The 23937-nt window shown below is 56.3% G+C and carries 30 protein-coding genes; 19 read left to right on the forward strand and 11 right to left on the reverse strand.

The window, feature by feature from the left end; all coding sequences use genetic code 11:
- Positions 1 to 84 precede the first annotated feature (84 nt).
- From fghA to WNY39_RS10075, 6 genes are all read left to right on the forward strand, one after another.
- Positions 85 to 909: an S-formylglutathione hydrolase gene (fghA, locus tag WNY39_RS10050; protein ID WP_341232968.1), complete on the forward strand. Its 825-nt coding sequence runs from the start codon at positions 85 to 87 to the stop codon at positions 907 to 909.
- Positions 910 to 940: 31 nt separating this feature from the next.
- Positions 941 to 1336, forward strand: a complete 396-nt coding sequence (locus WNY39_RS10055) for a cytochrome c family protein (RefSeq protein ID WP_342845409.1) — start codon at positions 941 to 943, stop codon at positions 1334 to 1336.
- A gap of 125 nt (positions 1337 to 1461) precedes the next feature.
- Positions 1462 to 3264, forward strand: a complete 1803-nt coding sequence (locus WNY39_RS10060; RefSeq protein ID WP_342845410.1) for a methanol/ethanol family PQQ-dependent dehydrogenase — start codon at positions 1462 to 1464, stop codon at positions 3262 to 3264.
- Between the two features lie 68 nt (positions 3265 to 3332).
- The gene (locus tag WNY39_RS10065) at positions 3333 to 3848 is read left to right on the forward strand and encodes a c-type cytochrome, methanol metabolism-related (protein ID WP_342845411.1); all 516 of its coding nucleotides are present in this window, start codon (positions 3333 to 3335) and stop codon (positions 3846 to 3848) included.
- On the forward strand, positions 3829 to 4674 hold the full coding sequence (locus WNY39_RS10070; protein WP_342845835.1) for a substrate-binding domain-containing protein: 846 nt from the start codon (positions 3829 to 3831) through the stop codon (positions 4672 to 4674). Before WNY39_RS10065 ends, WNY39_RS10070 begins: the two co-directional genes overlap by 20 nt.
- Positions 4675 to 4694: 20 nt before the next feature.
- Positions 4695 to 5228, forward strand: a complete 534-nt coding sequence (locus WNY39_RS10075; RefSeq protein ID WP_342845836.1) for a PQQ-dependent catabolism-associated CXXCW motif protein — start codon at positions 4695 to 4697, stop codon at positions 5226 to 5228.
- 1 nt (position 5229) lies between these two features.
- Here the strand turns inward: WNY39_RS10075 and WNY39_RS10080 are convergent, their stop codons facing one another.
- The 3 genes from WNY39_RS10080 to WNY39_RS10090 are packed head-to-tail and all read right to left on the reverse strand — an operon-like array spanning position 5230 to position 7515.
- The gene (locus tag WNY39_RS10080) at positions 5230 to 6042 is read right to left on the reverse strand and encodes a quinoprotein dehydrogenase-associated SoxYZ-like carrier (protein ID WP_342845412.1); all 813 of its coding nucleotides are present in this window, start codon (positions 6040 to 6042) and stop codon (positions 5230 to 5232) included.
- On the reverse strand, positions 6039 to 6986 hold the full coding sequence (locus WNY39_RS10085) for a YncE family protein (protein ID WP_342845413.1): 948 nt from the start codon (positions 6984 to 6986) through the stop codon (positions 6039 to 6041). Before WNY39_RS10085 ends, WNY39_RS10080 begins: the two co-directional genes overlap by 4 nt.
- The gene (locus WNY39_RS10090; RefSeq protein ID WP_342845414.1) at positions 6970 to 7515 is read right to left on the reverse strand and encodes an SRPBCC family protein; all 546 of its coding nucleotides are present in this window, start codon (positions 7513 to 7515) and stop codon (positions 6970 to 6972) included. The genes WNY39_RS10085 and WNY39_RS10090 overlap by 17 nt, the downstream gene beginning before the upstream one ends.
- A gap of 260 nt (positions 7516 to 7775) precedes the next feature.
- Here WNY39_RS10090 and WNY39_RS10095 point away from each other — a divergent pair, with 260 nt between their 5' ends.
- The 7 genes from WNY39_RS10095 to WNY39_RS10125 are packed head-to-tail and all read left to right on the forward strand — an operon-like array spanning position 7776 to position 13040.
- Entirely contained in the window at positions 7776 to 8960 is a 1185-nt protein-coding gene (locus WNY39_RS10095; protein WP_342845415.1) for an ABC transporter substrate-binding protein, read from the forward strand.
- Between the two features lie 12 nt (positions 8961 to 8972).
- On the forward strand, positions 8973 to 9944 hold the full coding sequence (locus WNY39_RS10100) for a PQQ-dependent catabolism-associated beta-propeller protein (RefSeq protein ID WP_342845416.1): 972 nt from the start codon (positions 8973 to 8975) through the stop codon (positions 9942 to 9944).
- 44 nt (positions 9945 to 9988) lie between these two features.
- On the forward strand, positions 9989 to 10426 hold the full coding sequence (locus WNY39_RS10105) for a hypothetical protein (protein ID WP_342845417.1): 438 nt from the start codon (positions 9989 to 9991) through the stop codon (positions 10424 to 10426).
- An 18-nt stretch (positions 10427 to 10444) separates the two neighbouring features.
- Positions 10445 to 10693, forward strand: coding sequence for a PepSY domain-containing protein (locus tag WNY39_RS10110; protein WP_342845418.1), 249 nt, complete (start codon positions 10445 to 10447; stop codon positions 10691 to 10693).
- Between the two features lie 26 nt (positions 10694 to 10719).
- Positions 10720 to 11685, forward strand: a complete 966-nt coding sequence (locus WNY39_RS10115) for an ABC transporter substrate-binding protein (protein WP_342845419.1) — start codon at positions 10720 to 10722, stop codon at positions 11683 to 11685.
- A gap of 6 nt (positions 11686 to 11691) precedes the next feature.
- Positions 11692 to 12447 (forward strand): ABC transporter permease, encoded by a 756-nt coding sequence (locus WNY39_RS10120; protein WP_342845420.1) that lies wholly within the window; start codon positions 11692 to 11694, stop codon positions 12445 to 12447.
- Complete coding sequence (locus WNY39_RS10125) at positions 12444 to 13040, forward strand: ABC transporter ATP-binding protein (protein WP_342845421.1); 597 nt, start codon at positions 12444 to 12446, stop codon at positions 13038 to 13040. Before WNY39_RS10120 ends, WNY39_RS10125 begins: the two co-directional genes overlap by 4 nt.
- A 7-nt stretch (positions 13041 to 13047) precedes the next feature.
- On the opposite strand, the gene WNY39_RS10130 is transcribed toward WNY39_RS10125, so the two are convergent.
- From WNY39_RS10130 to motA, 4 genes are all read right to left on the reverse strand, one after another.
- Positions 13048 to 13743, reverse strand: coding sequence for a YoaK family protein (locus WNY39_RS10130; protein WP_342845422.1), 696 nt, complete (start codon positions 13741 to 13743; stop codon positions 13048 to 13050).
- Positions 13744 to 13832: 89 nt separating this feature from the next.
- Positions 13833 to 14264, reverse strand: coding sequence for a hypothetical protein (locus WNY39_RS10135; RefSeq protein WP_342845423.1), 432 nt, complete (start codon positions 14262 to 14264; stop codon positions 13833 to 13835).
- Positions 14261 to 14518 (reverse strand): hypothetical protein, encoded by a 258-nt coding sequence (locus tag WNY39_RS10140; protein WP_342845424.1) that lies wholly within the window; start codon positions 14516 to 14518, stop codon positions 14261 to 14263. Before WNY39_RS10140 ends, WNY39_RS10135 begins: the two co-directional genes overlap by 4 nt.
- The gene (gene motA, locus WNY39_RS10145) at positions 14515 to 15381 is read right to left on the reverse strand and encodes a flagellar motor stator protein MotA (protein ID WP_341232985.1); all 867 of its coding nucleotides are present in this window, start codon (positions 15379 to 15381) and stop codon (positions 14515 to 14517) included. Before motA ends, WNY39_RS10140 begins: the two co-directional genes overlap by 4 nt.
- Before the next feature lie 97 nt (positions 15382 to 15478).
- Between motA and WNY39_RS10150 the strand changes: the two genes are divergently transcribed.
- From WNY39_RS10150 to WNY39_RS10175, 6 genes are all read left to right on the forward strand, one after another.
- On the forward strand, positions 15479 to 16597 hold the full coding sequence (locus tag WNY39_RS10150) for a hypothetical protein (RefSeq protein ID WP_342845425.1): 1119 nt from the start codon (positions 15479 to 15481) through the stop codon (positions 16595 to 16597).
- Between the two features lie 188 nt (positions 16598 to 16785).
- Entirely contained in the window at positions 16786 to 17220 is a 435-nt protein-coding gene (locus tag WNY39_RS10155; protein ID WP_341232987.1) for a MucR family transcriptional regulator, read from the forward strand.
- A 42-nt stretch (positions 17221 to 17262) separates the two neighbouring features.
- Positions 17263 to 18219 (forward strand): flagellar motor protein MotB, encoded by a 957-nt coding sequence (locus WNY39_RS10160; protein ID WP_342845426.1) that lies wholly within the window; start codon positions 17263 to 17265, stop codon positions 18217 to 18219.
- 305 nt (positions 18220 to 18524) lie between these two features.
- Positions 18525 to 19160, forward strand: coding sequence for a hypothetical protein (locus tag WNY39_RS10165; RefSeq protein ID WP_342845427.1), 636 nt, complete (start codon positions 18525 to 18527; stop codon positions 19158 to 19160).
- Between the two features lie 41 nt (positions 19161 to 19201).
- On the forward strand, positions 19202 to 20428 hold the full coding sequence (locus tag WNY39_RS10170; protein WP_342845428.1) for a flagellar hook-length control protein FliK: 1227 nt from the start codon (positions 19202 to 19204) through the stop codon (positions 20426 to 20428).
- Between the two features lie 12 nt (positions 20429 to 20440).
- Entirely contained in the window at positions 20441 to 21103 is a 663-nt protein-coding gene (locus tag WNY39_RS10175; protein WP_342845429.1) for a flagellar hook capping FlgD N-terminal domain-containing protein, read from the forward strand.
- A gap of 12 nt (positions 21104 to 21115) precedes the next feature.
- Here the strand turns inward: WNY39_RS10175 and WNY39_RS10180 are convergent, their stop codons facing one another.
- From WNY39_RS10180 to flgG, 4 genes are all read right to left on the reverse strand, one after another.
- Positions 21116 to 21640, reverse strand: a complete 525-nt coding sequence (locus WNY39_RS10180; RefSeq protein ID WP_342845430.1) for a hypothetical protein — start codon at positions 21638 to 21640, stop codon at positions 21116 to 21118.
- An 82-nt stretch (positions 21641 to 21722) separates the two neighbouring features.
- Entirely contained in the window at positions 21723 to 22493 is a 771-nt protein-coding gene (locus tag WNY39_RS10185; protein ID WP_341232993.1) for a flagellar basal body L-ring protein FlgH, read from the reverse strand.
- On the reverse strand, positions 22490 to 23149 hold the full coding sequence (gene flgA, locus WNY39_RS10190) for a flagellar basal body P-ring formation chaperone FlgA (RefSeq protein ID WP_342845431.1): 660 nt from the start codon (positions 23147 to 23149) through the stop codon (positions 22490 to 22492). Before flgA ends, WNY39_RS10185 begins: the two co-directional genes overlap by 4 nt.
- Positions 23149 to 23934, reverse strand: a complete 786-nt coding sequence (flgG, locus tag WNY39_RS10195) for a flagellar basal-body rod protein FlgG (protein WP_341232995.1) — start codon at positions 23932 to 23934, stop codon at positions 23149 to 23151. The genes flgA and flgG overlap by 1 nt, the downstream gene beginning before the upstream one ends.
- Positions 23935 to 23937: the final 3 nt, after the last annotated feature.

The following is a 23937-nucleotide window of genomic DNA, read 5'->3' on the forward strand; positions in this document are numbered from 1 at the left end:
ACTAACGCTGGACGAAATCAACCACGGCTTCGAGCTGATGCACCAAGGCAAATCAATCCGCGCCGTCGTGGAGTTTTGAAGACGATGGAGCTGATCTCGGAAAACCGGAGTTTTGGGGGGCGTCAGAAAGTGTTCAAGCACCCGTCGAACACCTGCGGATGCGAGATGACCTTTGCGGCCTATCTGCCGCCGCAGGCCGAATTTGGCCCCGTGCCGGTTTTATGGTATCTTAGTGGCCTGTCCTGCACCCATGAAAACGCGATGACCAAGGCGGGTTTTCAGGAGCACGCTGCAAAACATGGGTTGGCGGTGATCTTTCCCGACACATCGCCACGCGGGGCCGGCGTCAGCGACGATGAATCCTATGATCTGGGGCAAGGCGCGGGGTTTTACGTCAACGCCACCCGCGATCCGTGGAAAAGCCACTATAGGATGTACGACTATATCGTGAGCGAGCTGCGGTCGGTCGTGATGTCGAACCTTCCGTTGCAGGACCGCCATGGCATTACAGGTCATTCGATGGGTGGCCTTGGCGCGATCACAATCGCCATTCGCAACGCCGATCTGTTTGAGTCCCTGTCGGCCTTTGCGCCGATCGCGCACCCGACCCAATCCGATTGGGGCCGCAAGCAGCTGAGCGCGTATCTGGGCGATGATGAAAGCACATGGGCAGAATACGATGCGACCCTGCTGCTGGAGGAGCATGGTTGGAAGGGCGACATGTTGGTGGACCAAGGATCGCGGGATCAGTTTCTGGACCTGCTGAAACCCGAGGCATTGGCAAACATGATGGCCCGCCGCAGGCAACCCGGACAGGTCCGCATACAGCAAGGGTACGATCATTCGTATTTCTTTGTGAACAGTTTTGCCGGTGACCATGTGGCATGGCACGCCGGACGACTGAACTAGTTAAAAAATGAAAGGCCCAGAAAGGCTTGATATGTTGAAAAGAATTGTTGCTGTTACCCTTTTGACGATGCTCCCCTTTGGGGCATTTGCCGACGTTTCTGGTGACGCGAAAGCCGGTGAAAAGGTTTTCCGCAAATGCAAGGCCTGCCACGCCGTGGGGGCAGAGGCCGAGAATAAGGTGGGTCCGGTCCTGAACGGGATCGTGGACCGCAGCGTCGCGGCTGTGCCGGACTTTAAATATTCTTCTGTTCTGACCGACATGGGCGAAGCCGGGAAAACCTGGTCCGCCGAAGAACTGGCGGCATTTCTTGAAAAACCGCGCACCTACGCCAAAGGGACCAAGATGTCCTTTGCAGGGCTGCGCAAGGAAGCCGACCGATTGAACATAATTGCGTATCTCGCGACCTTTGAAGACGGAGGATCGTGAGGACAGAATTTCCTCGTATTGCCCAGGCTCAATTAGGGCGAACGGAGAAGAACTGATGTCTTTCCCTGTGTTGGGACCGGACGTCATTTAGCGGCAATACCGCCGCATACTAGGGAGGTACTTTGATGAAAAGGCTATCGCTTTTAACGGCCGGGTTTGCCGTTTGTGTTGCCGGTATGGCATCTGCAAACGACGATCTGATGACCCAGATGAGCAACTCTGCTCAGTGGGCTATTCAAACCGGCGACTATAAAAACCAACGCTACTCGGAACTGGATGAAATCAACGCTGACAACGTTGACGATCTGCAGGTTGCGTGGACGTTCTCCACCGGTGTTTTGCGCGGACACGAAGGTTCGCCGCTGGTGATCGGGGATATGATGTATGTCCACACGCCGTTTCCGAATATCGTTTACGCACTGAACCTTGCCGACGAAGGCAAGATCGTTTGGAAATACGAACCCAAGCAGGATCCGGATGTTATCCCGGTCATGTGTTGTGATACCGTGAACCGCGGTGTGGCATATGCGAACGGCAAGATCTTCTTGCATCAGGCGGACACCAAGGTTGTGGCACTTGATGCCAATAACGGCGATGTCGTTTGGGAAGTTCAAAACGGTGACGCGGCGATTGGCGAAACCAACACTGCCACGGTTCTGCCGGTCAAAGACAAAATCATTGTCGGCATTTCGGGTGGTGAGTTCGGTGTGCGCGGGTCGGTGACAGCGTATAACATGGAAACAGGCGCACAAGAATGGCGTGCCTATTCGATGGGACCAGACAGCGACATCCTTGTTGATCCGGTCAATACCACGCATCTGGGTCAGCCGATTGGCGAAAACTCGGGCACAAACACCTGGGAAGGCGATCAATGGATGATCGGTGGCGGCACCACATGGGGCTGGTACTCGGCTGATATGGACGAGAACCTGTTCTATTATGGCACCGGTAACCCGTCGACATGGAACCCTGCCCAACGTCCTGGCGATAACCGCTGGTCGATGACAATCATGGCCCGCGATATCGATACAGGTGTGGCCAAGTGGTTCTATCAGATGACCCCGCATGATGAATGGGACTTTGACGGCATCAACGAAATGATCCTTTCGGAACAGGAAATTGATGGCGTGGAGCGCAAGCTCTTGACCCACTTTGACCGCAACGGTCTGGGCTATACCATGGACCGCGTATCAGGCGAGCTGCTGGTAGCCGAGAAGTTTGACCCAGCTGTCAACTGGACCACAGGCGTTGATATGGATCCAAGCTCGGATACCTATGGCCGTCCTGCGGTTGTTGCTCAATATTCTACCGAACAGAACGGCGAAGACGTCAACTCCACCGGTATCTGTCCTGCGGCCCTTGGGTCCAAGGATCAGCAACCTGCGGCCTATTCGCCAAAGACCGAGCTGATGTATGTGCCGACCAACCACGTGTGTATGGATTATGAACCATTCCGCGTCAGCTATACCGCTGGTCAACCTTATGTGGGTGCCACATTGGCGATGTATCCTGCCCCTGACAGCCACGGCGGCATGGGTAACTTCATCGCGTGGGACAACACAAACGGTGAGATCAAATGGTCCCTGCCCGAGCAGTTCTCGGTATGGTCTGGTGCCATGGCAACAGCTGGTGACATCGTGTTCTACGGGACCCTCGAAGGGTATCTGAAGGCCGTGCATGCGGAAACCGGCGAGGAACTGTACAAGTTCAAAACCCCGTCGGGCATCATCGGTAACGTGATGACATACGAGCATGGTGGTAAGCAGTATATCGGCATCTTGTCAGGTGTTGGTGGCTGGGCCGGCATCGGTCTGGCGGCTGGTCTGACCAACCCCAACGACGGTCTGGGTGCTGTGGGTGGTTATGCCGCTCTTAGCGACTACACCGCCTTGGGTGGTCAGCTGACAGTGTTCGCACTGCCTGACTGATACAGCAAAACACTAGATGGGCGCGGCCTTGCGGTCGCGCCTGCATCAAAATGAAAAAGGCGAGACGAATGAACACCACAGGAAGATTGTTGGCCTTGTTCCTTGCAGCGGGCATATCGCAAACTGCCATTGCTCAGGACATAGATAACCTGACCGCCGTCTATAACGAGGACGGCAAGTATTTTACCGAAGATGATGTGCCGACGTATAACGTTCAGGAAGATGGGACCATTGACTGGCCCACCTATTCGGGCTTTCGCCGCTATCATTCCGAATGCCATGTCTGCCACGGGCCCGAGGGCGAAGGGTCTTCCTATGCCCCGGCGCTGAAGACGTCGGCCATCGACATGGATTACTATGATTTTGTGGATGTCGTCGTGAATGGACGCAAGCGCGTTGGCGCTGCGGAAAATTCGGTGATGCCGTCTTTTGGTAACAACCCCAACGTGATGTGCTATCTTGATGACATCTATGTCTACCTCAAGGCGCGCGGTGCCGAGGTTGTACCACGCGGCAGACCCCGCAAGAAAGAATCCAAACATGAAGCCATTCGCGAAGCCGAAAATGCTTGCTTGGGGTCATAGGTTTTTAGCCCTTTGGGTGATCCTTCTTTTGGGGGTCACCAATATTGGTGCCGCGCAGGCACAAACATCTGATCTGGTGTCCGGCAATGCGTTGCGGGTCTGTGCGGACCCTGCGAACTATCCCATGTCATCAAAGGATGAGACAGGGTTTGAGAATGATCTGGCGAAACTTGTCGCCAGCAAGCTGGACCTGCCGCTGCAATACACGTGGTACCCGATGGCAACGGGGTTCATCCGAAATTCACTTGGGGCCAAGAAATGCGATCTGGTGATTGCCTATGCACAGGGTCACGAGCTGGTCCTGAATACCAACCATTATTTCACATCTGTCTATGTTTTGATTGTCCCCAAAGACAGTGATCTGGCGAGGGTGGAAACGCTGTCCGATCCAGCGCTTAACGGCCGCCGCATTGGTGTCATTGCGGGTACGCCACCATCGGCACATATGGCGCGCAACGGTTTGATCGGCAAAGCCAAGCCGTACAACTTGGTGGTCGACCGCCGTCACGAAAGCCCGGCCGAGGACATGCTGTCGGATCTGGCGAGCGGCGATATTGATGCGGCGATCCTTTGGGGGCCATTGGGCGGGCCGCTTGTTCATTCGGATCATCCCGATTTCAAGGTGATCCCCCTGATAAAAGAGCAACTTCCGCCGCGCCTGTTTTACCGGATTACCATGGGTGTGCGTCAGGGCGAGAAAGTCTGGCAGCGCAAGCTGAATTCACTGATCCGGCGCAATCAGGACGAAATCAATGCGTTGCTTCATGACGCCGGGGTACCATTGGTGAGCGATCTTGGGACGGAGGTTATGGAGGTTTCGAATTGAAACGATTTTTAGCAATCGCGATGCTTTCAATTTTGCCTCAGACCGGCGTGGTGGCGCAGCCGGTGCCGGAACCTTCAGACTACCGCATGGACCACTATCGCAGCCCGGTGCCCAGCGTGCTGACCGGCGGGACGGTCGTGGGCCCGGAAGAGGCCTATGACATATGGCGCGCGGGCAAAGCCGCGTTTGTCGATGTGCTGCCGCAACCGCCCAAACCCAGCAATCTGCCCAAAGGTACGATCTGGCGCGACAAACCGCGCCATTCGATCCCCGGTGCGATCTGGCTGCCCAATGTTGGCTACGGTGCCATCGCTGATGTGACAGAGGAATACTTTCGCACGGGATTGGAGAGCGCAGTACAGCGTGACACGGCGCATCCGGTCGTTTTCTTTTGCCTCGAAGATTGCTGGATGAGCTGGAATGCCGCCAAACGTGCCATCGAGTGGGGATACACATCGGTTTATTGGCTGCCCGAAGGCACCGATGGCTGGGCATTGTGGGGGTATCCGCTTGAACTGGTCGAACCTGCACCAGGTCAGCCGCAAACGCAGTAATCTAGAACCCGGCAAGGTCCTTATGCGCGGTACTGACGGTGCCATCCGTATCGGTCATGGTCACATCAACCGACTGGGTGCTTTGCGGCACAGCAAGGCCAACGCGCGGATTTTCAGACAATGAAATAGACCCGGTCATGTCCACAAAACCCGCGCCATCCAAATCAATCTCGACCTTTTCGACATAGCGCATGGGGATGAACAAAAGCGATATTTGATCCATCTGCATGCCAGACAGGGACGGGTGCGAAATATCCACGTCCATCCGGTTCAACCGCGACGCCAGACTGGTCAGCGCACCACTGCCCAAAGCCGGTTTCTTATTCGAGACGCTGATGTTCATCTGCCCCAGCGTGGCAAGCGCAAGTTCAGGATCAGTGCCGGGTGGGGCCGCGCAGGCCCCCGTGCCAGATGTCTTAACAAAGGTTTCTTTGACAAACAGCCGACCGTCGGTGGTTTCCACAATCACGCGCAGCGGGGTCGGCCCGTTTACCCGCATGGTGATGTCAAAATAGAAACTTGGCTGTGGCGTATTCAGCGCAAAGATGGCCGATACCGGCATGGGATTTTCATCCAGAACTACGGTGACTTTGCCAAGGTTCACGCCCCGCGGTGCCACGATCTGCGCGGCCAAGTTGGTGCGTGTATCGTCAGGTGTGCGGTAGGGCGCATCGATCGCGATGAACTGCGCGCCGTCTAATATCGCGCGTTCGCCGTATAGCTCGGTTTTGATGGCATCCCAGGACTCACTGCTTGCCAAGACCGGCATCGCGGTCGCACATATCAACGCAGCGGTTAAAGCAATTCGTTTCATCTGAAATCCCTCTGAACAAACTCCCCGAACGCGCGGGGACCATCGCAGGTCTCAATCTCTTTTATCACAGAAAGCGTAACTGCGTCGATTATTGTGACGGAATTGTCGAACCAATTGGCGACAATGATGGATTGGCCGTCGGTGCTTGTGTCGATCCCTTCGGGGTATTCGCCAGATGGCAGGGTGGCGAGCGTCTGATACGTGCCGGTGTCAACCGCACTGACCGTGTCGGCATATTGATTGGTGACAAAGGCCCGATCTTGGGCAAAGGCGAGGCCATAGGGCCGTTCCCCCACGGAAAAACTGGCGACTGTTTTGTCCATCTGCGGGCCAATCACCGTTACATCATTGCTGCCAACATTCGCCACAAACAGCCGACCATCCGGCGCAAAGCGTAGGCCGAAGGGGCGGCTGCCCACATCAATGCGCCGATGTAGGATCAGGGTATCCGCATCAAAGATCGAGACCTGATCCGCATCCCGGTCTGCCGATGCAAGAAAGCGACCATCGTCTGAAAGGGCCAGCCCTGCGGGGGCCGCACCAGTGGGCAAGTCAGCCACATGGGTCAAATCGCTTGCCGCCAGAACCCAAATCCGTGCGTTGTACCAATCCGACACGAACACCCGCCCGCGGGCGGGATCATGTGCGACACCAATTGGCCCACCCTCCAGCTGGATTTCTGCCGTGACCTTGCCCGTTGCCGCCGCATGACGGCGCACGATTTTACTGTCGGGTGCAACGGTGAAAACAACCGCGTCCGCCACCGCGACGCCCGCCGGTTTCCCAGGCACCGACCACTGTGCAATCTGCGTGCCTGCGTCCAGATCAAGCACGCTGACACCATCGCCATTTTGGCAGGTGACAAAGGCCAGATCCCCCGCGATGGCAGGCGCTGCAGCAAGGGCGAAACCCGCCGCAGCGACCAATCTAACTGGCTGGCGCACCGAATTTCTCGACCAGTGCATCAAGGCCGGTTTGATAGACCCCGGTCACCGCTGCGATTGCTGCCGCGTCGTTCAGATTTTCCGGCGGATCATTGTTGGGGTACCCGCGATAAAAGGCACCGCGCCATTCCACCAGCGACCCGCCCCCGTCCCGGGGTTTGACCGTCAGGTGCGATGAATAATTCGTCACCGGCAAAACCTCGACCAGTACATCGGTGATCCGGTAGGAATAGCTCATCTTCTCACCGCTATATTTGTACAGAATTTCGGAAATCGTCGGGTCGCCGTCTGCGGCTAATGTCAGCACGCGTGTCGCATCAACGTCATTGCCGTTTTCCCCGACCGACGACCGAACAGCCGGATGCCAGGACATGTCCTGAAAATTCCCAACGGTGGCCCAAACCGTGGCGGGATCAGCGGCGACCTCTGCGGTTATGGTGACCTTTTGCCGTGTCGGGCCGTGGGCTTGGACCACAGCAGGCAGCAGGGATGCCGCCGCCAAAATCATAAGGAATTTCCGCTTTTGCATTACTGCTCCTCCACTAAAAGCTGGTCGTCAGGCGGTGGGGCATGCCGCGCACCTGTTGTTGCCACCATCGTCGCCCAACGGGGATGAAAACATAAGGTCAGCCGCATAACACCGTTCTTAAAAAATAAGAGTCGAGGTCTATCGTGGCCCTGTTAGGCTGATTGTCACAACCCGGCCAAAAGTATCGGTTCACGCGCCAGTGCAATCAGTGCGTAGTGCGAGAACCCGAAACGGATTGATCGGGGAGGGAGGTCTTAGTCTTGAAACTTCACACGCTGTTTGCAGCTGCAGTTACCCTATTTCTATCGACCCAAACGGCCAGCGCCGTTGACGTGAAAGCGGCGGTGCTGCGCGTCGATTACCCCAGCTTGCTGCCCATCAGCCGCTATGATTTGCGCCCCGCAGATATCGGGTTTGCAGGGGCCGCCTTGGCGGACGAGGATAACGGCACGACGGGCAGCTTTCTGGGCCATAAATATGAAACAACGACCCGCGCTGTGCCGCCTGAGGACGCCGATCGCGCATTGGATGATATACTGGCCGAGGGCATCGGGCTGATCGTCATCTCGGCCCGCAAGGATGACCTGCTGCGGCTTACAGATAGGGCCGCGCAAAACGGGGCGCTGGTGTTCAACGCGATCACCCCCGACAATGATTTGCGCAGCGAGGGGTGCCGCGCCAATCTGCTGCACGTGGCACCGTCGCATGGCATGATGGCGGATACGGTGGCGCAGTTCGCCGTCTGGAAAAAATGGCGCAACTGGTTCCTGATTTCGGGCTCAAACCCGCAGGATATCGCGCTGGCAGATGCTTACCGCAAAGCCGCCCGCAAGTTCGGGGCCAAAATCACCGAAGAGCGTTCCTTTGAGGATACCGGCGGGTCGCGGCGCACGGATTCCGGCCATGTGCTAGTACAGCGGCAATTGCCTGCGTTCACCCAAGGTGCTGCAGAACATGACGTTGTGATTGCCGCTGACGAAACGGATTACTTCGCGCGCTACCTTAGCTACCATTTGTGGACACCGCGCCCGGTTTTGGGGTCGGCTGGGTTGGTCCCCGTCACCTTTCATGGCGCGCATGAGGCGTGGGGTGCCACGCAGTTTCACACCCGTTTCGAGGAACTGACCGGGCGTTATATCAAACCCGAGGATTACAACGTCTGGCTGGCCCTGCGGATCATCGGAGAGGCGGTAACCCGCACCTCAAGTGCCGACCCGAGCGCCATACGCGACTACGTGATTTCGGATGAATTCGAGCTGGCCGCCTTCAAGGGGCAAAAAGTGACCTTTCGCGATTGGAACGGTCAATTGCGCCAACCGATCCTTTTGTATGATGGGTCCATCACCGTCAGCGTTAGCCCGCAAGAAGGCTTCCTGCACCAGACCTCCCCGCTTGATACGCTGGGTTTGGACCGGCCTGAATCTGCCTGCACCGCATTTAATTAATTGGAGGTTGCTTTGAGACACCATTTTCTAGCCACGGTATTGGCCCTTCTTCCCGCCCTTCCTGCAATGGCAGAAAAGGCTTTTGTGTCGAACGAACGTAGCAATACGATCAGCGTTGTGGATACAACCACATGGGAAGTCATCCACGAGTTTTTCGCCGGAAACAGGCCGCGCGGGATCACGGCCAGCCCGGACGGGACCAAGATTTATGTCTGTGCCTCGGACGACAGTTTGGTGCGGGTGTTTGATGCAAATACCTATGAGGAACTGCCAAGCCTGCCGTCCGGCCCTGACCCTGAATTGTTCGTTCTCGAGCAAAGCGGCAAGCGGTTATACATCGCGAATGAAGACGACAATCTGGTGACGGTGACAGACACTGATACCCGAACGGTGATCGCCGAAGTTCCTGTTGGAGTGGAGCCCGAGGGCATGGGGCTAAGCCCGGATGGCAAGTTTGTGGTGAACACATCCGAGACCACCAATATGGCGCATTTCATTTCGACGGATGACTATAAGATCAAGCATAACGTTCTGGTCGATCAGCGGCCCCGCTATGCGCAGTATTCTGCGGACGGCAAACTGCTTTTCGTCACCTCTGAAATCGGCGGCACCGTCACGGTGATGGATATCGCCGCGGACGGGACGCCAACCGTTAAGGGCAAGATCACCTTTGAAGTTGCAGGCGTTCAGGACGAGTGGCTGCAACCCGTTGGCGCGCGGGTGACGTCAGACGGGCGGCGCTTGTTCGTGGCGTTGGGGCCTGCAAACCGGGTGGCGGTGGTCGATGTCGAAACGCTGAAGGTGCTGGATTATATTCTGGTCGGCCAACGGGTGTGGCAGCTTGGGTTCACGTCTGATGAAAAATACCTGCTGACCACCAACGGCAATTCCAACGACATTACCGTGATCGATGTGGCCAAGGAAAAAGCGATCAAATCCGTTCAAGTGGGTCAGCAACCGTGGGGCGTTGTGGTCGTGAAATGACCTGACGAACGGATGCAGATGCTGAAAAAATGGGGAGAGTAACGATGAGAAAGACAATGATGGCTGCGGTTTTCGCCGCATTGGCCGGGCCGGCGATATCTGCGCCGTTATGTGATGATATGGGATTTGCCGGGCTTTTGGCGAAATGCAATCGGGGCGAAACGATCAATCTGTTGCTCGCCTCTGGCCAACCGCTGGGGGAGGACGTTCAGCTGCAATCGGGGGCCTATTACAAGCTACAGATCACGGCAGATGGGTCTGCTGAGCTTGCCGTTGAAGGCCCCAGCTTTTTCCGCGCGATCTGGATGAACGAAATCGTAATCAACAAGATCGAAATTCGCCCGATGGCCATCGACAGTATCGAGTTCGACAAGGCAGGCACGGTCGAGCTGTCCTTTATTGCGATCAAGCCAGGAAACCACGTTCTGCGCATTCCCGGCAGCACGGGTGACAGCCAATCCGTGACCATTTCGATTCAATAAAAACCATCGGAGGATATGATGAAAAAACTTGTTTTGATGATCGCCATGTGTGGCGCGGGGCCAGCATTGGCCAGCGATGAGGTTGACGCCGCAACCGTGGCAAAGATCGAAGCGTACCTTGCGTCGATTGAATGCCAGATGGACCCCGATGATATCGAGGTCGAGGACAGCGGTTATGAATTGGATGACGTGATCTGCAAAGGTGGTCTTCAGTTCGATATCATGTTGGACAAAGACCTGAACGAGGTATCGCGCCGCGCAGAATAGGCCCCGCTATTGAAAAGGATAACCCCATGCGACTGATCCGTTTTGTCTGCGCCTTTGTGGCCTTGCTGTCATTGCCCGCTTTTGCGCAAAACCTGCCAACCCTCCGCGCTGCGGTTCTTAAGATCGGGACCGTGAACTGGGAACTGGCAACGATTTCCGCCAACGGGTTCGACAGAAAGCACGGGTTTATTCTTGAGGTTCAGCCCTTTGCCGACAATGGCGCGACGCGCATCGCGGTCGAGGGCGACGCGGCGGATATGGCCGTGGCCGATTGGATTTGGGTCGCCCGGCAACGGGCGGCGGGCAAGGATTATGTCTTTGTCCCCTATTCAAAAGCGGTGGGCGGGATTGTGGTGCCGCAAAACAGCAGCGCCACATCGCTGAAGGATCTGGTGGGCGGCAAGATCGGCATCGCGGGAGGTCCGCTTGATAAATCATGGCTTATTCTGCGCGCCTATGCCCAGCAGGCGTACGGCATCGACCTTAAGGCGGAGACAAAGCAGGCCTTTGGCGCGCCGCCGCTGATTTTTAAGACGGCAATGGGGGGTGAATATGCGGGTGCGATCAATTTTTGGCACTTCCTTGCCAAAAGCAAAGCGGCGGGGATGAGAGAGCTTATTTCCGTTCGGGAGGCTGGTGGCGCGCTTGGTCTGGATGCCAATACCCCGCTGTTGGGGTATTATATGAAGGAGAGCTTTCTGGCGCTGCATCCCGGGCTGGCCCAGTCTTTTTTCAACGCCAGCCGCGACGCCAAGGATTTGTTGGCCAGCTCTGATGCCGCGTGGGAGGCGATCCGGCCCATTATGAACGCCAGTTCTGACGCGCAGTTTGATCAGCTAAGGGCCGATTGGATTGCGGGCATTCCCGAACGCGCGCCGGTGAACCAAGCGGCTGTCGACAAAATGTTAACGCTGATGAGCACCCTTGGCGGCACCGAGCTGGTGGGCAAGGCAACATCGGTGCCGAGCGGCCTGTTCGCCGACGTAAACTGACCAACGATGCAAACCCCTCACTCGCGCCTCACGCCGGTCTTCTCGATCCTTGGTTTGTTGGCCTTGTGGAGCGTGGCCGCGCTTGTGACCAATGATGCGCAGGTCTTACCGCCGCCTTGGGGTTTACTGGGGCCTTTGCAGCAGGAATTCGCCTCGGGTGAGTTGATCAGACATTTGGGCGCGACGTTGTCCCGCGTGATCTGGGCGTTTTGTCTTGCGATGATTTTGGGTGTTTCGCTGGGCCTTGCGATGGGGCGTTCTGCACGGCTGAATGCATGGCTGGACCCGTGGCTGGTGATCTTTCTGAACCTACCTGCGCTGGTGCTGATCGTGCTGTGCTATCTGTGGATTGGCCTGACCGAAGCGGCCGCAATCATTGCCGTCACCCTGAACAAAGTGCCCAACGTCGCCGTGGTATTGCGCGAGGGCGCGCGCGCCTGTGATCCGGCGCTTGATGCCTTGGGCCAAGTGTATCGCATGCCGTGGCGGGCCCGCATGCGCCACATTTTATTGCCGCAGTTGGCTCCGTTTATTGCCGCTGCTGCGCGGTCGGGTGTGGCGGTGATCTGGAAGATCGTGCTTGTGGTCGAATTTCTGGGCCGTTCCTCGGGTGTAGGCTTCCAGATTCATCTGTATTTCCAGCTGTTCGATGTCGCGATGGTGCTGGTCTATGCGCTGTCTTTCATTGGCGTGATGCTGATGGTCGAATGGCTGATCTTGCAGCCGCTTGAACGGCACGTCAGCAGATGGCGGCGCGCATGATCAAGGTTGATATCCAGTCGAAATTCTTCGGCGCGACCCCGGTTCTGGGGCCAATCCGTTTTGATGTTCCCCAAAGCCAGACGGTCGCGCTGGTGGGGCCGTCGGGCATTGGTAAATCGACGCTGCTGCGCATCGTTTCGGGTATTGATACTGATTTTAAGGGGGCCGTCATCCGGCCTGAAAATCAGGCGGTGGTGTTCCAAGAGCCAACGTTGCTGCCATGGCGGTCGTGCCTTGAAAACCTGTGCATCTTCCACCCTGAGCTGTCCAGAAACCGTGCATTGGAAATGCTAGAACGTGTGGGGCTGGGCGGGATGGCCACACTGTTCCCCGGTCAGTTGTCACTGGGCCAACAACGTCGTCTGTCGCTGGCGCGCGCCTTTGTCGGGGCACCTGAGATGTTGATCATGGATGAACCGTTCGTTTCGCTGGACCCCAAGACGGCGCAAACCATGCTGACCCTGACACAAGAGCTGATCGCCGAAACCCGCCCCGCGACGCTGTTTGTGACACATGACAGCCAAGAGGCGGATGTGTTGGCGGACCGGGTTCTTAGGCTACAAGCAGGGCCGCAGGGCGCAGTATTGGTGTAACGCGGTGCTAGCTGCGATGCGCACGAAGGGCTTCGGGCGCGGCGATCAGCAGTAGGATCGCGGCGGCAATTACAAACAGCCAATAGCCGACAAACCCGAACAACACGGCACCGCAGACGCCACCCACCGCAAAACAGGCAAGGGTCAGGCTGTGCAGGCTCAGCTTGGGCAGCGCATCTTGCCGCGATGCATCCCCGCCGACTAATGCGGCCAGTTCGATCCCGATGTCTGTGGCCATGCCGGATACGTGGGTCGTGCGCACCCGTGCCCGTGATATCATCGTGGTGACGGCATTCTGCAGCCCCATCACAAAGCTAAGGATCACAACCAAAAACGTCTCGTGCATACCCAAGGGGGCCAATACCAGTGCGGCGCTAAGCAGCAGCAGGACCACAGCTTCGGCAGCGATCGCCAAAGCATAGATAGAACGAATTTTCTTGCGTTCCCCTGCCTGTATCACCAGCGCAGCCATACCAGCGCCAAATATAAAGGCGACCACCAGCCCTGCAAATGAAAGCGAGATAAGAACAGCGCCATCGGCAAGCGTATCCGCAAAGGCCGAGATATTGCCGGTCATATTAGCGGTGAATGACCCCGCGATCAGGAACCCGACAGCATTTAGCGCTCCCGCAACCGATGACAGCAGCCCGGCCAGCGCGAGATCGATATTTGCAGTACGCTCATCGCCGACTCTGATAAGCATTTTGGGGCCTTTTTGGTGGGTTCGGTCAGATGATAGGTCAGTCTTTCACCCGACGCAAAGCCGTTTGAGCAGCCCACGGTTTTACCGTGTCAGGCATTCGCACCGTTTTGCAGCCAGATCGAGAGAAACCCCTCGTCTTGGGCGGCGGTTGCGGCGTCGTCGGCTGCGCGTTTGCGCGCCTCTGCACGGCGGTGCCTGATCAGGTCGATGCGCTTGGCCTCAGCAAAGAGATCGTTAAGTTGCCTGTGCATATCGGCGCTGTTTTCCCGCAAACGGTTCGCCTGCGTTTGCTTGTGGTGGATCGTTGCAGACACATTTCGGATAAAGTCGGACAGAACGCGGGTTGCTTCGACAGCGTCGGGATCGCCGCGATCATTCAACTGTTCCATCAGTGCCTGTCGTTCGGCTTCGATCTGGTTCAGGGCGCGGTTCACCTCTGCCATCTCTAACGCCACGTTTTCAGTCTCGTGGCGTTTCAGCCGGGCCAACACCGCCAACCCATCCGTGCGCCGAGACGTCATTCCTGGACGTTCGGCGATATCAGGACGAGCCGTTCACGCATGCGAGCAAGGATATCCGGATCAAGGATGTCCATTCCATCAGGCAGAGGAACCCGTCCGATGACACCATGACGTCGCATTGATGCGGGCAAGGGGGGCTCGATCGGGCCAGCCTCCGCTTCGGGTTCTTCTTCGGCTTTTGGTGCGCCTGCTGCCTGACCCATGTCGGGCACTGCCCAAAGGGCAACCAGCGCCAAAAGCAAGCAGCCCCTCATACGGCGGGCAGTTCCCGCTGCGATGCCTCAACGCTTGAGAAACCGGGCTGTTTGGTCGTTGGAATGTTGCCGCGGCCCAATTCGATGCAGACACTAGGCGGGTGGCCTGCGACGATTGCCACGATGATATCGCGGATCACGGTATAGATCGCACCGTCTTCCTCTTCGATCTGCTCCAGGCGCCCTGCAATGGGTTGAACCATACAATACGCAAGGAAAACCCCAAGGAACGTACCAACAAGCGCGCCACCGATCATCGCGCCAAGGATTTCCGGCGGCTTGTCGATAGATGACATGGTTTTGATCACCCCAAGCACAGCGGCGACGATCCCGATCGCGGGCAGGCCGTCGGCCATGCTTTGGATGGCGCGGGCAGATACCAACGTTTCGTGGTGATGTTTTTTGATCTTCCGGTTGATCACGTCTTCCATTTGAAAGTGGTCATCAAACTGCATCGACATGATGCGAAAGCTGTCGCCGATCAGATCGGTAATAAAATGATCCTTCATCAGCCGCGGATAGCGTTGAAAGATCGCACTATTTTCGGGGTTCTCGATATGCTCGTCCATCGCCACGATACCTTTGGTCCGGAACAGCCGTGCCAGTTCGAACATCAGGTTCAGCAGGTCATTGTAATCTTCGGATTTCCAGCGCGGCCCTTTGAACACCCGCATCACTCCGACACAGGACGATTTTACCACGCCAAATGAATTGGCAATGACAAACGCGCCCAAAGAGGCACCGCCGATCATCATGCCTTCGTAGGGAAGAGCGTGAAGAACGATGTCCATATTGCCGCCTGACAGCATAAAGCCGCCAAAAACCAAACCAAAGACCATAGCAAGGCCAAGTAAGAGTGTCATTGAGGTCGTGCCTCCAAAGAATAAAACTATTCTTAGTTTATCCTTGAGTAGTAGCGCTTTCACAAGTATTATATCGGAAAGAACTTGGATTTATTCAATGAATAGTAGTCTTTTGATCAAGAAACGTGCCCCGAGGATCGCAAAAGCGCCCTCTGACGTCGATGCGTTCGCGTATTTCGTGGACCCGGCGGAGCTGTCGCTTCTTGTGCCGGGTTGGCCCGTTGAGATGCGGCTGCTGGTTTGCATGGACGCGGCAGAGCTGTGCGAGTTCGTGGTCTTTCATGATGATGAAGAAGATGCGGTTTTCGAGCGTGTTGCGGAAATTTTGGACCGTCCCGTTGGGTCTTTTGCTGTTAGCCCGGATGTCGCAGGTCACCCGCAGCGACGCTTGTTGTTCTCTGAGGAAAACGCGCTGCTCAAGGCCATTCAGGACAGCGAGAACCTGAAAGAGATCGCAGCTGACTATTTGATTAACTATGACTTCGCCCTCGAAGAGGGGTTGGATTTCGACGCGCTTATGCGTCCGCGGCCAAGTGCCAGCGCCGAAGAAGATCAGGTATCCCGTGTGACGACGGATAAGATATTCCCGCTGACCTCAAGGAAAACGCGCAAGAAACGCAAGGTCAGATCGGGCCCGCCAGAAGGTTATGCTTCTGTTGAAGAGACCGCACCGGAAGAGTGTTTCTATCTAGGTCTTGAGATGTGGTTGACCGGTGGCCGCGTCCGCATCGCGGCCCGCCCCGATTTGCCGCTGCCAATGGTGCCGATTTTCGTGCGCGAGGTGGCGTTTCGCGATGATTTCTCTTCTGTCTATATACCGCGTAACATCTTGCCGGGGCATTGGTCGCCCGAAGATCAGATGGTCATCGACATTCCAGCCGAACTGTTTCCTGCGGGCTTTTCCGACAACTGTGTACACCGCAAGGTGCAGGTCGCTGTAATGCCCCGCGGCGTGTTTGTTGAATTTGGCGCACCTGTTCATGCGTCAATTGTAGCCGAGAAAGCTGCGGTTGAAGATGATGTCGTTGCCCCCTTGCCCAAGCAAGGTTGGCGCAGGCAGCCGCTAAGAAACCTGTACATTCCGTTGATTGCGGTCGCGGGCTTGGGTGTAACGGGTTTATTTAGCACAATTATTGCGCAGACGACCGCGACAGAAGTCGCGACAAAGTTTCCAAAATCGGCGATTTACGGAACCGTACTCCAGTCACAACCATGACGTGAAAGAGCTGTTTGAGCAAAAATATGCTTGCCGTAGCTTGATAAAGTTACAAAAACAGTTCGAATCGTGTTAAGAATAGATCGCGAAGATGTATTTATCTTTGAGGTATATTAAGTAGAGCTCGAAATTGAGCTTTTATTGAACTTGCAGAAGGCAAAACTAACTCATCTAACGAAAGTTTCCTCATGCCTACCCTGATCACAAAGAATAACCTGAGCGATACCGCGGTTGCGTCTATCGCGGCGGGTTTTGCAAGCCGCTCTGATGTTTCTATCGACGATATTGTGGCACTTGTTGAACGGTTAATGGCAATTACGCCTGAAGCCGGCGCACGCAACGTGCAAAAATCCAAGGCCATTCCATCCGCGCCTGCCCAGCAGAAAATGACGGAAGACACGATCTTTTGCCTATGCTGCGGCAAGGGCTTTAAGATGCTCAAGCGTCATCTTGGTGCCGAGCATGGCTTAACCGAAGCAGAATACCGCGTCATGTTCGACCTGTCAGCCGACACGCCGCTGGTTGCGCCAAGCTATAGCAAGCGCAAAGCAGAGTACGCCAAAAACTCCGGTTTGGGAAAATACAACCGTGATAAATTCGGCAAGAACGCAGAGATTTCTTAATCCGGCGGTCTACCTGTCCATGACACGTCCGGAGATATCCTTGTGAGTAACAAAAAAAACGTGACAGTCATCATCAAGCGTTACGATGATGGGGGCGGTCACGCGCATCATGGTGGTGGTTGGAAGGTGGCTTATGCCGACTTCATGACCGCCATGATGGCCTTTTTCTTGTTGCTGTGGATTCTTGCCGCGTCGGACGAAGAAAAACTGCGAGGGTTGGCGAATTACTTTACGCCTACTTTGTCAGACAGCGGTGCCCGGTCTGATAGCGCTGCGGATCTGCGGCCGTTGACGGCACCCGGTGTGATGACCGGCGGCGTTGATAATACCGGCACGGTGCAGGCCCCTAGTTTTGGCCGCGACAATCCGATGATGGTGTTCGATAGCCGCCTGCGCGACAGACCTGCGGAAGTTGTCGTAGAATATGCCGACGCGCCGGAGCCGTCTGACGCGCCAGATCCGGCGGATGTACAGGACCCGACAAACCCCGCGGATGTTTTGGCAGCCCAAGAAGCCGACAAGCGCCGCCGCGAGATTGATCGCATGGTCGAAGACATCGCCGAGCGTATTACATCGGACGCAGGCCTGCGCGATTTGGCGCGCAATGTCCGGTTGGAAAAGTCCGACGGGGCGCTGACCGTCCAGGTGTTGGATCAGGACGAACGGTCGCTGTTTGAGACAGGTAGTTCCGAGATCAGCCCCAAAACGCGCAAGCTGTTGCAGGCCATCGGCGGGGTCATTGCAACCCAGTCAGAGCCGGTCGAGATCGTCGGCCATACGGATGCCGCCACGTATGACGGCACAACCGGATATTCGAACTGGGAATTGTCGGCGGATCGTGCGAATGCCACCAGACGAACGCTTATGGATGCGGGTATCTCTGCGGCCCGATTTATGCGTATTTCGGGTGTGGCAGATACCCAACCGATCAACACGATGGACCTATTTGCCCCAGAAAACCGTCGCATATCGATCAAGTTGTTTTACCAAGCGGAATAACGATGCGTGATAGACGACGCGCATAGATATTGAGCATTAATGCTTTAGTCGTAACTAGATAGGCTAAAAAATTTTCAATAACTACTAATTCGGACTATGCTAATGGCAGGGAACGTTCTACACTTGTCACGAGAACTGACGATCTAACGGCAGCCAAATGCGAAAATAACGCTGGCATTGGTTAGTTTGAGATCGAAATAACCAAGGTGGGGGCCGAGGTGCACGAGAAATTTGTTATTGGGGGCATCTGGAAAGGTGCCTGCTGCTTAAGTGATGCTGCAGATAATCAGCTTTTAAGGACGTGGGTGCGGGCGCTGGTTCCGGTTCAAACGTCTATTTTCGAGATGCAGGGGTGGTCGCTTGACCCCGCTGCCATGCCCGAAGATGTTGAGCCGTTTCCGGGGATTTCCCTTGGCGATATCTTGGCCGAAGAGCTGGACGCAGTTGTGCCTTATGGGTCGCTTGTCATCATCCGAAACCCGAATGCATTCCCGAACCTGTCCAAAGCTGCTGGGACCTTGGTTGGGGAAATTCTGCTTCGTGTTGTCGGGCGGGGATTGTTCCCGCTGATCGACGAAGACAGCCTGCTTTACGCGTTGGGTTTGGCCTATTATCGCGCTGCATCTTGCGATGAGCTGTCAAAGCTGGGCGTCGAGCCGACTGCGTTCCGGTCGGGGCTAAGCGCCGTTCTTACCAAATATTGGGCGCGCCCTTGCGAGGATATCGGCTTGTTCTCTCCGAGCCTGTCGCCAAGAAATATACCCGCTCAGCGCCGTGACTTTATCGAGCGTAATTTGGCGGCACCGTCATTGGCGGCGCTGAATGATTTTGATGCTATTCCGACGCTAAACCAGTGGACGATGAAATTGAAAATGCTGGTCGGCGGTAATCCGGGGCGTATCACGCAGCCGCCGCTGCATGGCAATGTTGGGATCGCTTGAAAGAACACCTGACACGCTGATCACTGTTACGGAGGGCACATATGATACCCCAAGGACTGCCCGCTAATGCGCCGCAAAACGCGGCCAAAACCGATACGATGCAGCAGGGCGGTAAAGCGGCCTCTGCCTTTGCATTGCTGATGCAGCAAACCACGGCGTTGCAGTCTCCCGAAGGGTTAACGACGGCGCTTCAGCCAGCACCGACCAAAGGCGCGCTGGCCGAGACCATGCCCGAAATGACGCTGCCCGAAGGGATCGACCCCGAAACGCCCGAGGGGCTGACGGCGCTGCTTGATCATGTCATTGCTGGGCTTGAAAATAGCGGCGAACAGCCGACACCAACCAAGGTGTTGGCAGAGGTTGCCAAAGCGTTGGGTGTGGAACCCGCCCCAACCATCGTCGAATTCGCTGCGGTGGCGCATCTTGATGATCCTGCGCTTGAGGTGGTGTTGACCCAACGTATTGCGAATGCGGTGCAAACCGCGACGCCGATCAGCCAGCTAAGCATTGCTTCGGCTGGTGTTCCGGCGGTCGATCGTACGGAAACACAGGCGACGCCCTTGGTTGCCGAAGCAGCCGTGACAGAGACCGCGCCGAAACAGGTGAGCGTAGCAGCAGCACCCACGCTACTGCGCGATTTGTCCATTGAAAACAAAGCCCCAGCGGTCACGTTAGCCGTTAATCCTGCTGAAACGCTCGTTGGCAAGGAAGCCACTGTTGCTGTGCCGGGTCAATCGGTGCCGACAGCCGAGGGCGCGCGGGATCTGCCGCAGCCAACGGGTACTGTTCAGCTGTCGTCAGAAATCCAACGCAGCGTGCCGACGCCGGAACGGGTGCAGGCCCCGACGACTGCTGCCGATGACCAATTACGCCAGCATGTCGCGACGCAAATTCGGGCCGTCGACACAAGCGATTCAAAGTTCCGCTTTTCGCTGTCGCCCTACGGCATGGGCGAGATCGAAGTCGAAATTGGCCGTTCTGAAACCGGACGGGTGCAAATCTCGCTGGTTACGGAAACCGCATCGGTGCTGAACGTCCTGCGCCATGATCGCGAGCAGTTGCTAGACGCGCTTCAATCGCGTGGCATTACGGCCGAGAGTTCAGATCTGGACTTTCAAACCTTTGGCGAACGGGGGCGCAATGATCAACAACAGCCCGAGGGTGGCCTGACCGCCGCAGATCAGGCCGAGGCGCAGAGCGATAGCAACGAAACCGTGCAGGTGACGGGCCCCATAACGGGTTCAGGGTCGCTGGATATCCTCACATAAAGGGAAACGAACATGATTGATGCGACCACCACGAGCGGCCTTGTTACATCGACCACAGCGTCGTCGACCGCCGCGTCCGAGCTTGAGGAAACCTACAACAGTTTCTTGACCCTGCTAACCGCGCAGATTTCCAATCAGGACCCGCTTGAACCCGTTGATTCAACACAGTTTGTTTCGCAGTTGGCGCAGCTGACACAGGTCGAGCAAAGCGTGACAACCAATGCCAATCTGGAATCGATCGGCAGCATGCTATCCGCCGTGGCGGCCATGTCCGATCTGCAGCTGATTGGTCGCGATGTTCTTGTGCCATCCGACCAAATTCGCCTCACAGAAACCGACTTCCCGCTGAGCTATCAGGTTGGCGCGGGTGCGTCCGAGGTGAAGATCAAGATTTATGCGGGCGAAGACCTTATCCGCGAGATCGACGGCCCCTCAACTGCTGAGGGCGAGCTGGTTGATGTCACATGGGATGGTCTGGATGCAGACGGCATACCTGTGCCACCCGGCACCTTCCGGGTAGAGCTTACTGCCGCTGATGATAATGGTGATGCTGTCGCCGTTGCAGGCCTGACCACAGCCAAGGTCGAACGCGTCGACTTTACGGCACAGGGACCTCAGTTGCTGCTAGGCAATGGTGAAACGGTACTGTCTCAGGTCGTTCAATCGGTTCTCTGACGCGAAATTAGGTTACAGCCGGGCGACGTCTTGCTTGTAAAGCGATACAAACAGCACGTCCTCGACGCCTTCATAATCCTTGCTCAGCAAATCACGGATCAAAGCCGACAGTTCATCACTGTCAATCGCCACGCCGCGTAGCACCGTGCCTTCTGCGGCCAGGTTCATCGCTGTCAAAAGGGAGTCGCGAAGCCTTGTCGCCTCTTCTACGCGCTTGTAACGCTCTGCAACTTCTAGGCTTTCCAGCTTAAGCGCGAAATCTGCCACGACATAGGAAACGCTGTTGGCTTTTTCGACCGGGATTGTCATCTGCCCAAGGCGGATGATTGTCCGGTCCTCTGCCAGCAGATGCCCAACGCTTACGTCTTCTTGGACGTGCGGGGTATCGTCTGCGGCGCGCTGAGCCGGTTCGTCAGTCACGCTGTCAGAAACAGCAAGGCTGTCGGTGGCGGGCGGAGCCAGCACCATCCCTGTTGCATAGCCACCACCCAAACAGGCCAGAGGCAGCGCAACAATAGCGATTGCAAGTTTGTTCATGATCGACCTTTCAACAAATGCTTGAGCAATTGATACAGGTCGAATTAGACAGTTTTGGTGTAACTTTGTGACTTAGTTATGGTTAATACGGAAGGATCACATCCAGCGCATCTTCGCCATAACTACGCTGTTGTGTACGCGACAAACTGCCCCGACCACCATAGGCGATACGGGCCTCGGCGATCTTGTCATAAGAGATTGTGTTGTCGTTTCGGATGTCTGCGGGGCGCACAATACCAGCCATCCGCAGCTCTCTTAGCTCGTGATTCACCTTAATTTCTTGACGCCCGGCAACGACCAATGCGCCGTTCGGCAATTTATCAATTACCAGCGCGGCAACTTTCAGGTCGATCTGTTCGTTGCGGTTGATGGCACCCGAACCGCTGGCCTGAGTTTGCGAATTGATGTCAACAATGTCGCCAGTCGGTAGATCATCGCGGCTGATTCCGGGCAGAATTGAGGCGATTTTCGCACCATAACCAAAGAATGTCGGGAATCCGATCGAACTGCCGCCATCGCGTTGGCGGTCGGTCGAATTGCTAAGTTGGGCGCTATCGTCGATCGAAATGATGACGGTGACAATATCGCCCACATTGTCCGCACGTTGGTCCGCAAACAGCGGCTCGCGCATGCTCGAGAAAAGCGACGCCCTTGCGCTGCCGGACCGCGGCGCGGCTGTGGTCTGTGCTGGCATCGGCACCTGCACCCGCGCGACTTCTGGGATGGTCTGGCCATCTACCACGAGATCAGAGGTTCTGGGTTCACGGTCAAAATGCTGGGAGGCATCACAGCCAGCCAGCACCAAGGCCGAACCAAGAATGAGAGCATTTGTATGGCTGCGTAGGGAAGTCATCGTTTAATCTCCACGGTGCCGTCGCCGGTGGCGACAGCAATGACCGTCTTGTTGCTGATTAGGTTTACGATACGGATTTCTTGACCACGGTGCGCATCACTAAGCGCGCGCCCGGGAGAGGACAAAGCCAAAAGCCCGTCGCTGAAATGGATGTCGACCCGGTCACCGCGGTCGATGACGAGGGGCTGAATGATGGATTGCGCTTGAATGGGCCGCCCTTGCGAGAGAACGCGGCGGACCTGTTTACCAATCACTTCGGCCGGGTTGGTAATGGCATAGCTGCCGATCCGGCCAATGGGCAGGTGTGCAATGACCAGATCAGCCTCGTCTACGATTTCACCGGGCAACAGCCGCTGGTTTGGCACCGGTACGGGGATTGTGATTTGTGCCAGCCCCGAAATCCGTTGGACATCACCAGTGTTCAGCACAGCATTGGCCAAAAACTTGCCGGTGCGCGGGTCCATCCAGAATTCTGCCAGCGCTGCAACCTCGCCCTGCAACGTATCCTTAACCGTGATGTCAAAGTCGCCCGCGTCCGGCAGGTCACTGCCGTAATCGGCGCGCGCGCGTTCCTCGATCAGCACGTTGACGGATGCGGACAGGGCGGGGCCTGCCAACATCACCAGCGCCGTAAGGATCGCAGCGAGGTATCGCATTAGCGGATTTGGTTCGCCGAAGACAGCATCTGGTCAGCTGTTTCGATGGACTTTGAATTCATCTCGTACGCGCGCTGCGCCGAGATCAGATCGGTGATTTGCTGAATAACGTTGACGTTGGACGCCTCAAGATAGCCTTGCCGGATCAATCCGGTGCCAGGATCACCGGGGTTTACGGTCTGTGCGTCGCCGGATGCTTCGGTGGCTAGCAAGAAGTTGTTGCCGACCGGACGCATGCCGGGTTCATTGATAAAGGTCGCGATGCTCAGCTGCCCCAGTTCCACGGGTTCGGGGTCGCTCTCGATATAGGCCATCACGAGACCTTGTTCGTTGATATCGATCGAGGTGGTATTCTCAGGCACCACAATACCGGGGTCTACTTGATAGCCTTGCATTGTCACGATCTCGCCCTCGGCCGACAGTTGGAAAGACCCGTCGCGCGTGTACGCTTGGCTGCCATCCGGCATCAGAACCGAGAAATAGCCCCGCCCGTCAATGGCAACATTCAGGGAGTTCTCTGTAGATACCATGCCGCCTTGGGTGTTCAGCCGTACTGTGCCGGCGGTTTGCACGCCCAAGCCGATGTCGATACCGACGGGCCGGGTCGATCCGGCCTCGGACGTTAAAGCACCTTCGCGTTGCATGGATTGATAGATCAGATCCTGAAAGGCCGCGCGGCTGGATTTGAAGCCCGTGGTATTGGCGTTCGCGATGTTGTTGGAGATGACATCAACATTGGTCTGCTGTGCCATCATGCCGGTTGCGGCGATGCTAAGTGCCTTCATCGT

Origin of the sequence: Sulfitobacter sp. AS59, from assembly GCF_038899995.1 — a bacterium.
In the GTDB taxonomy this organism is placed as follows: domain Bacteria; phylum Pseudomonadota; class Alphaproteobacteria; order Rhodobacterales; family Rhodobacteraceae; genus Sulfitobacter.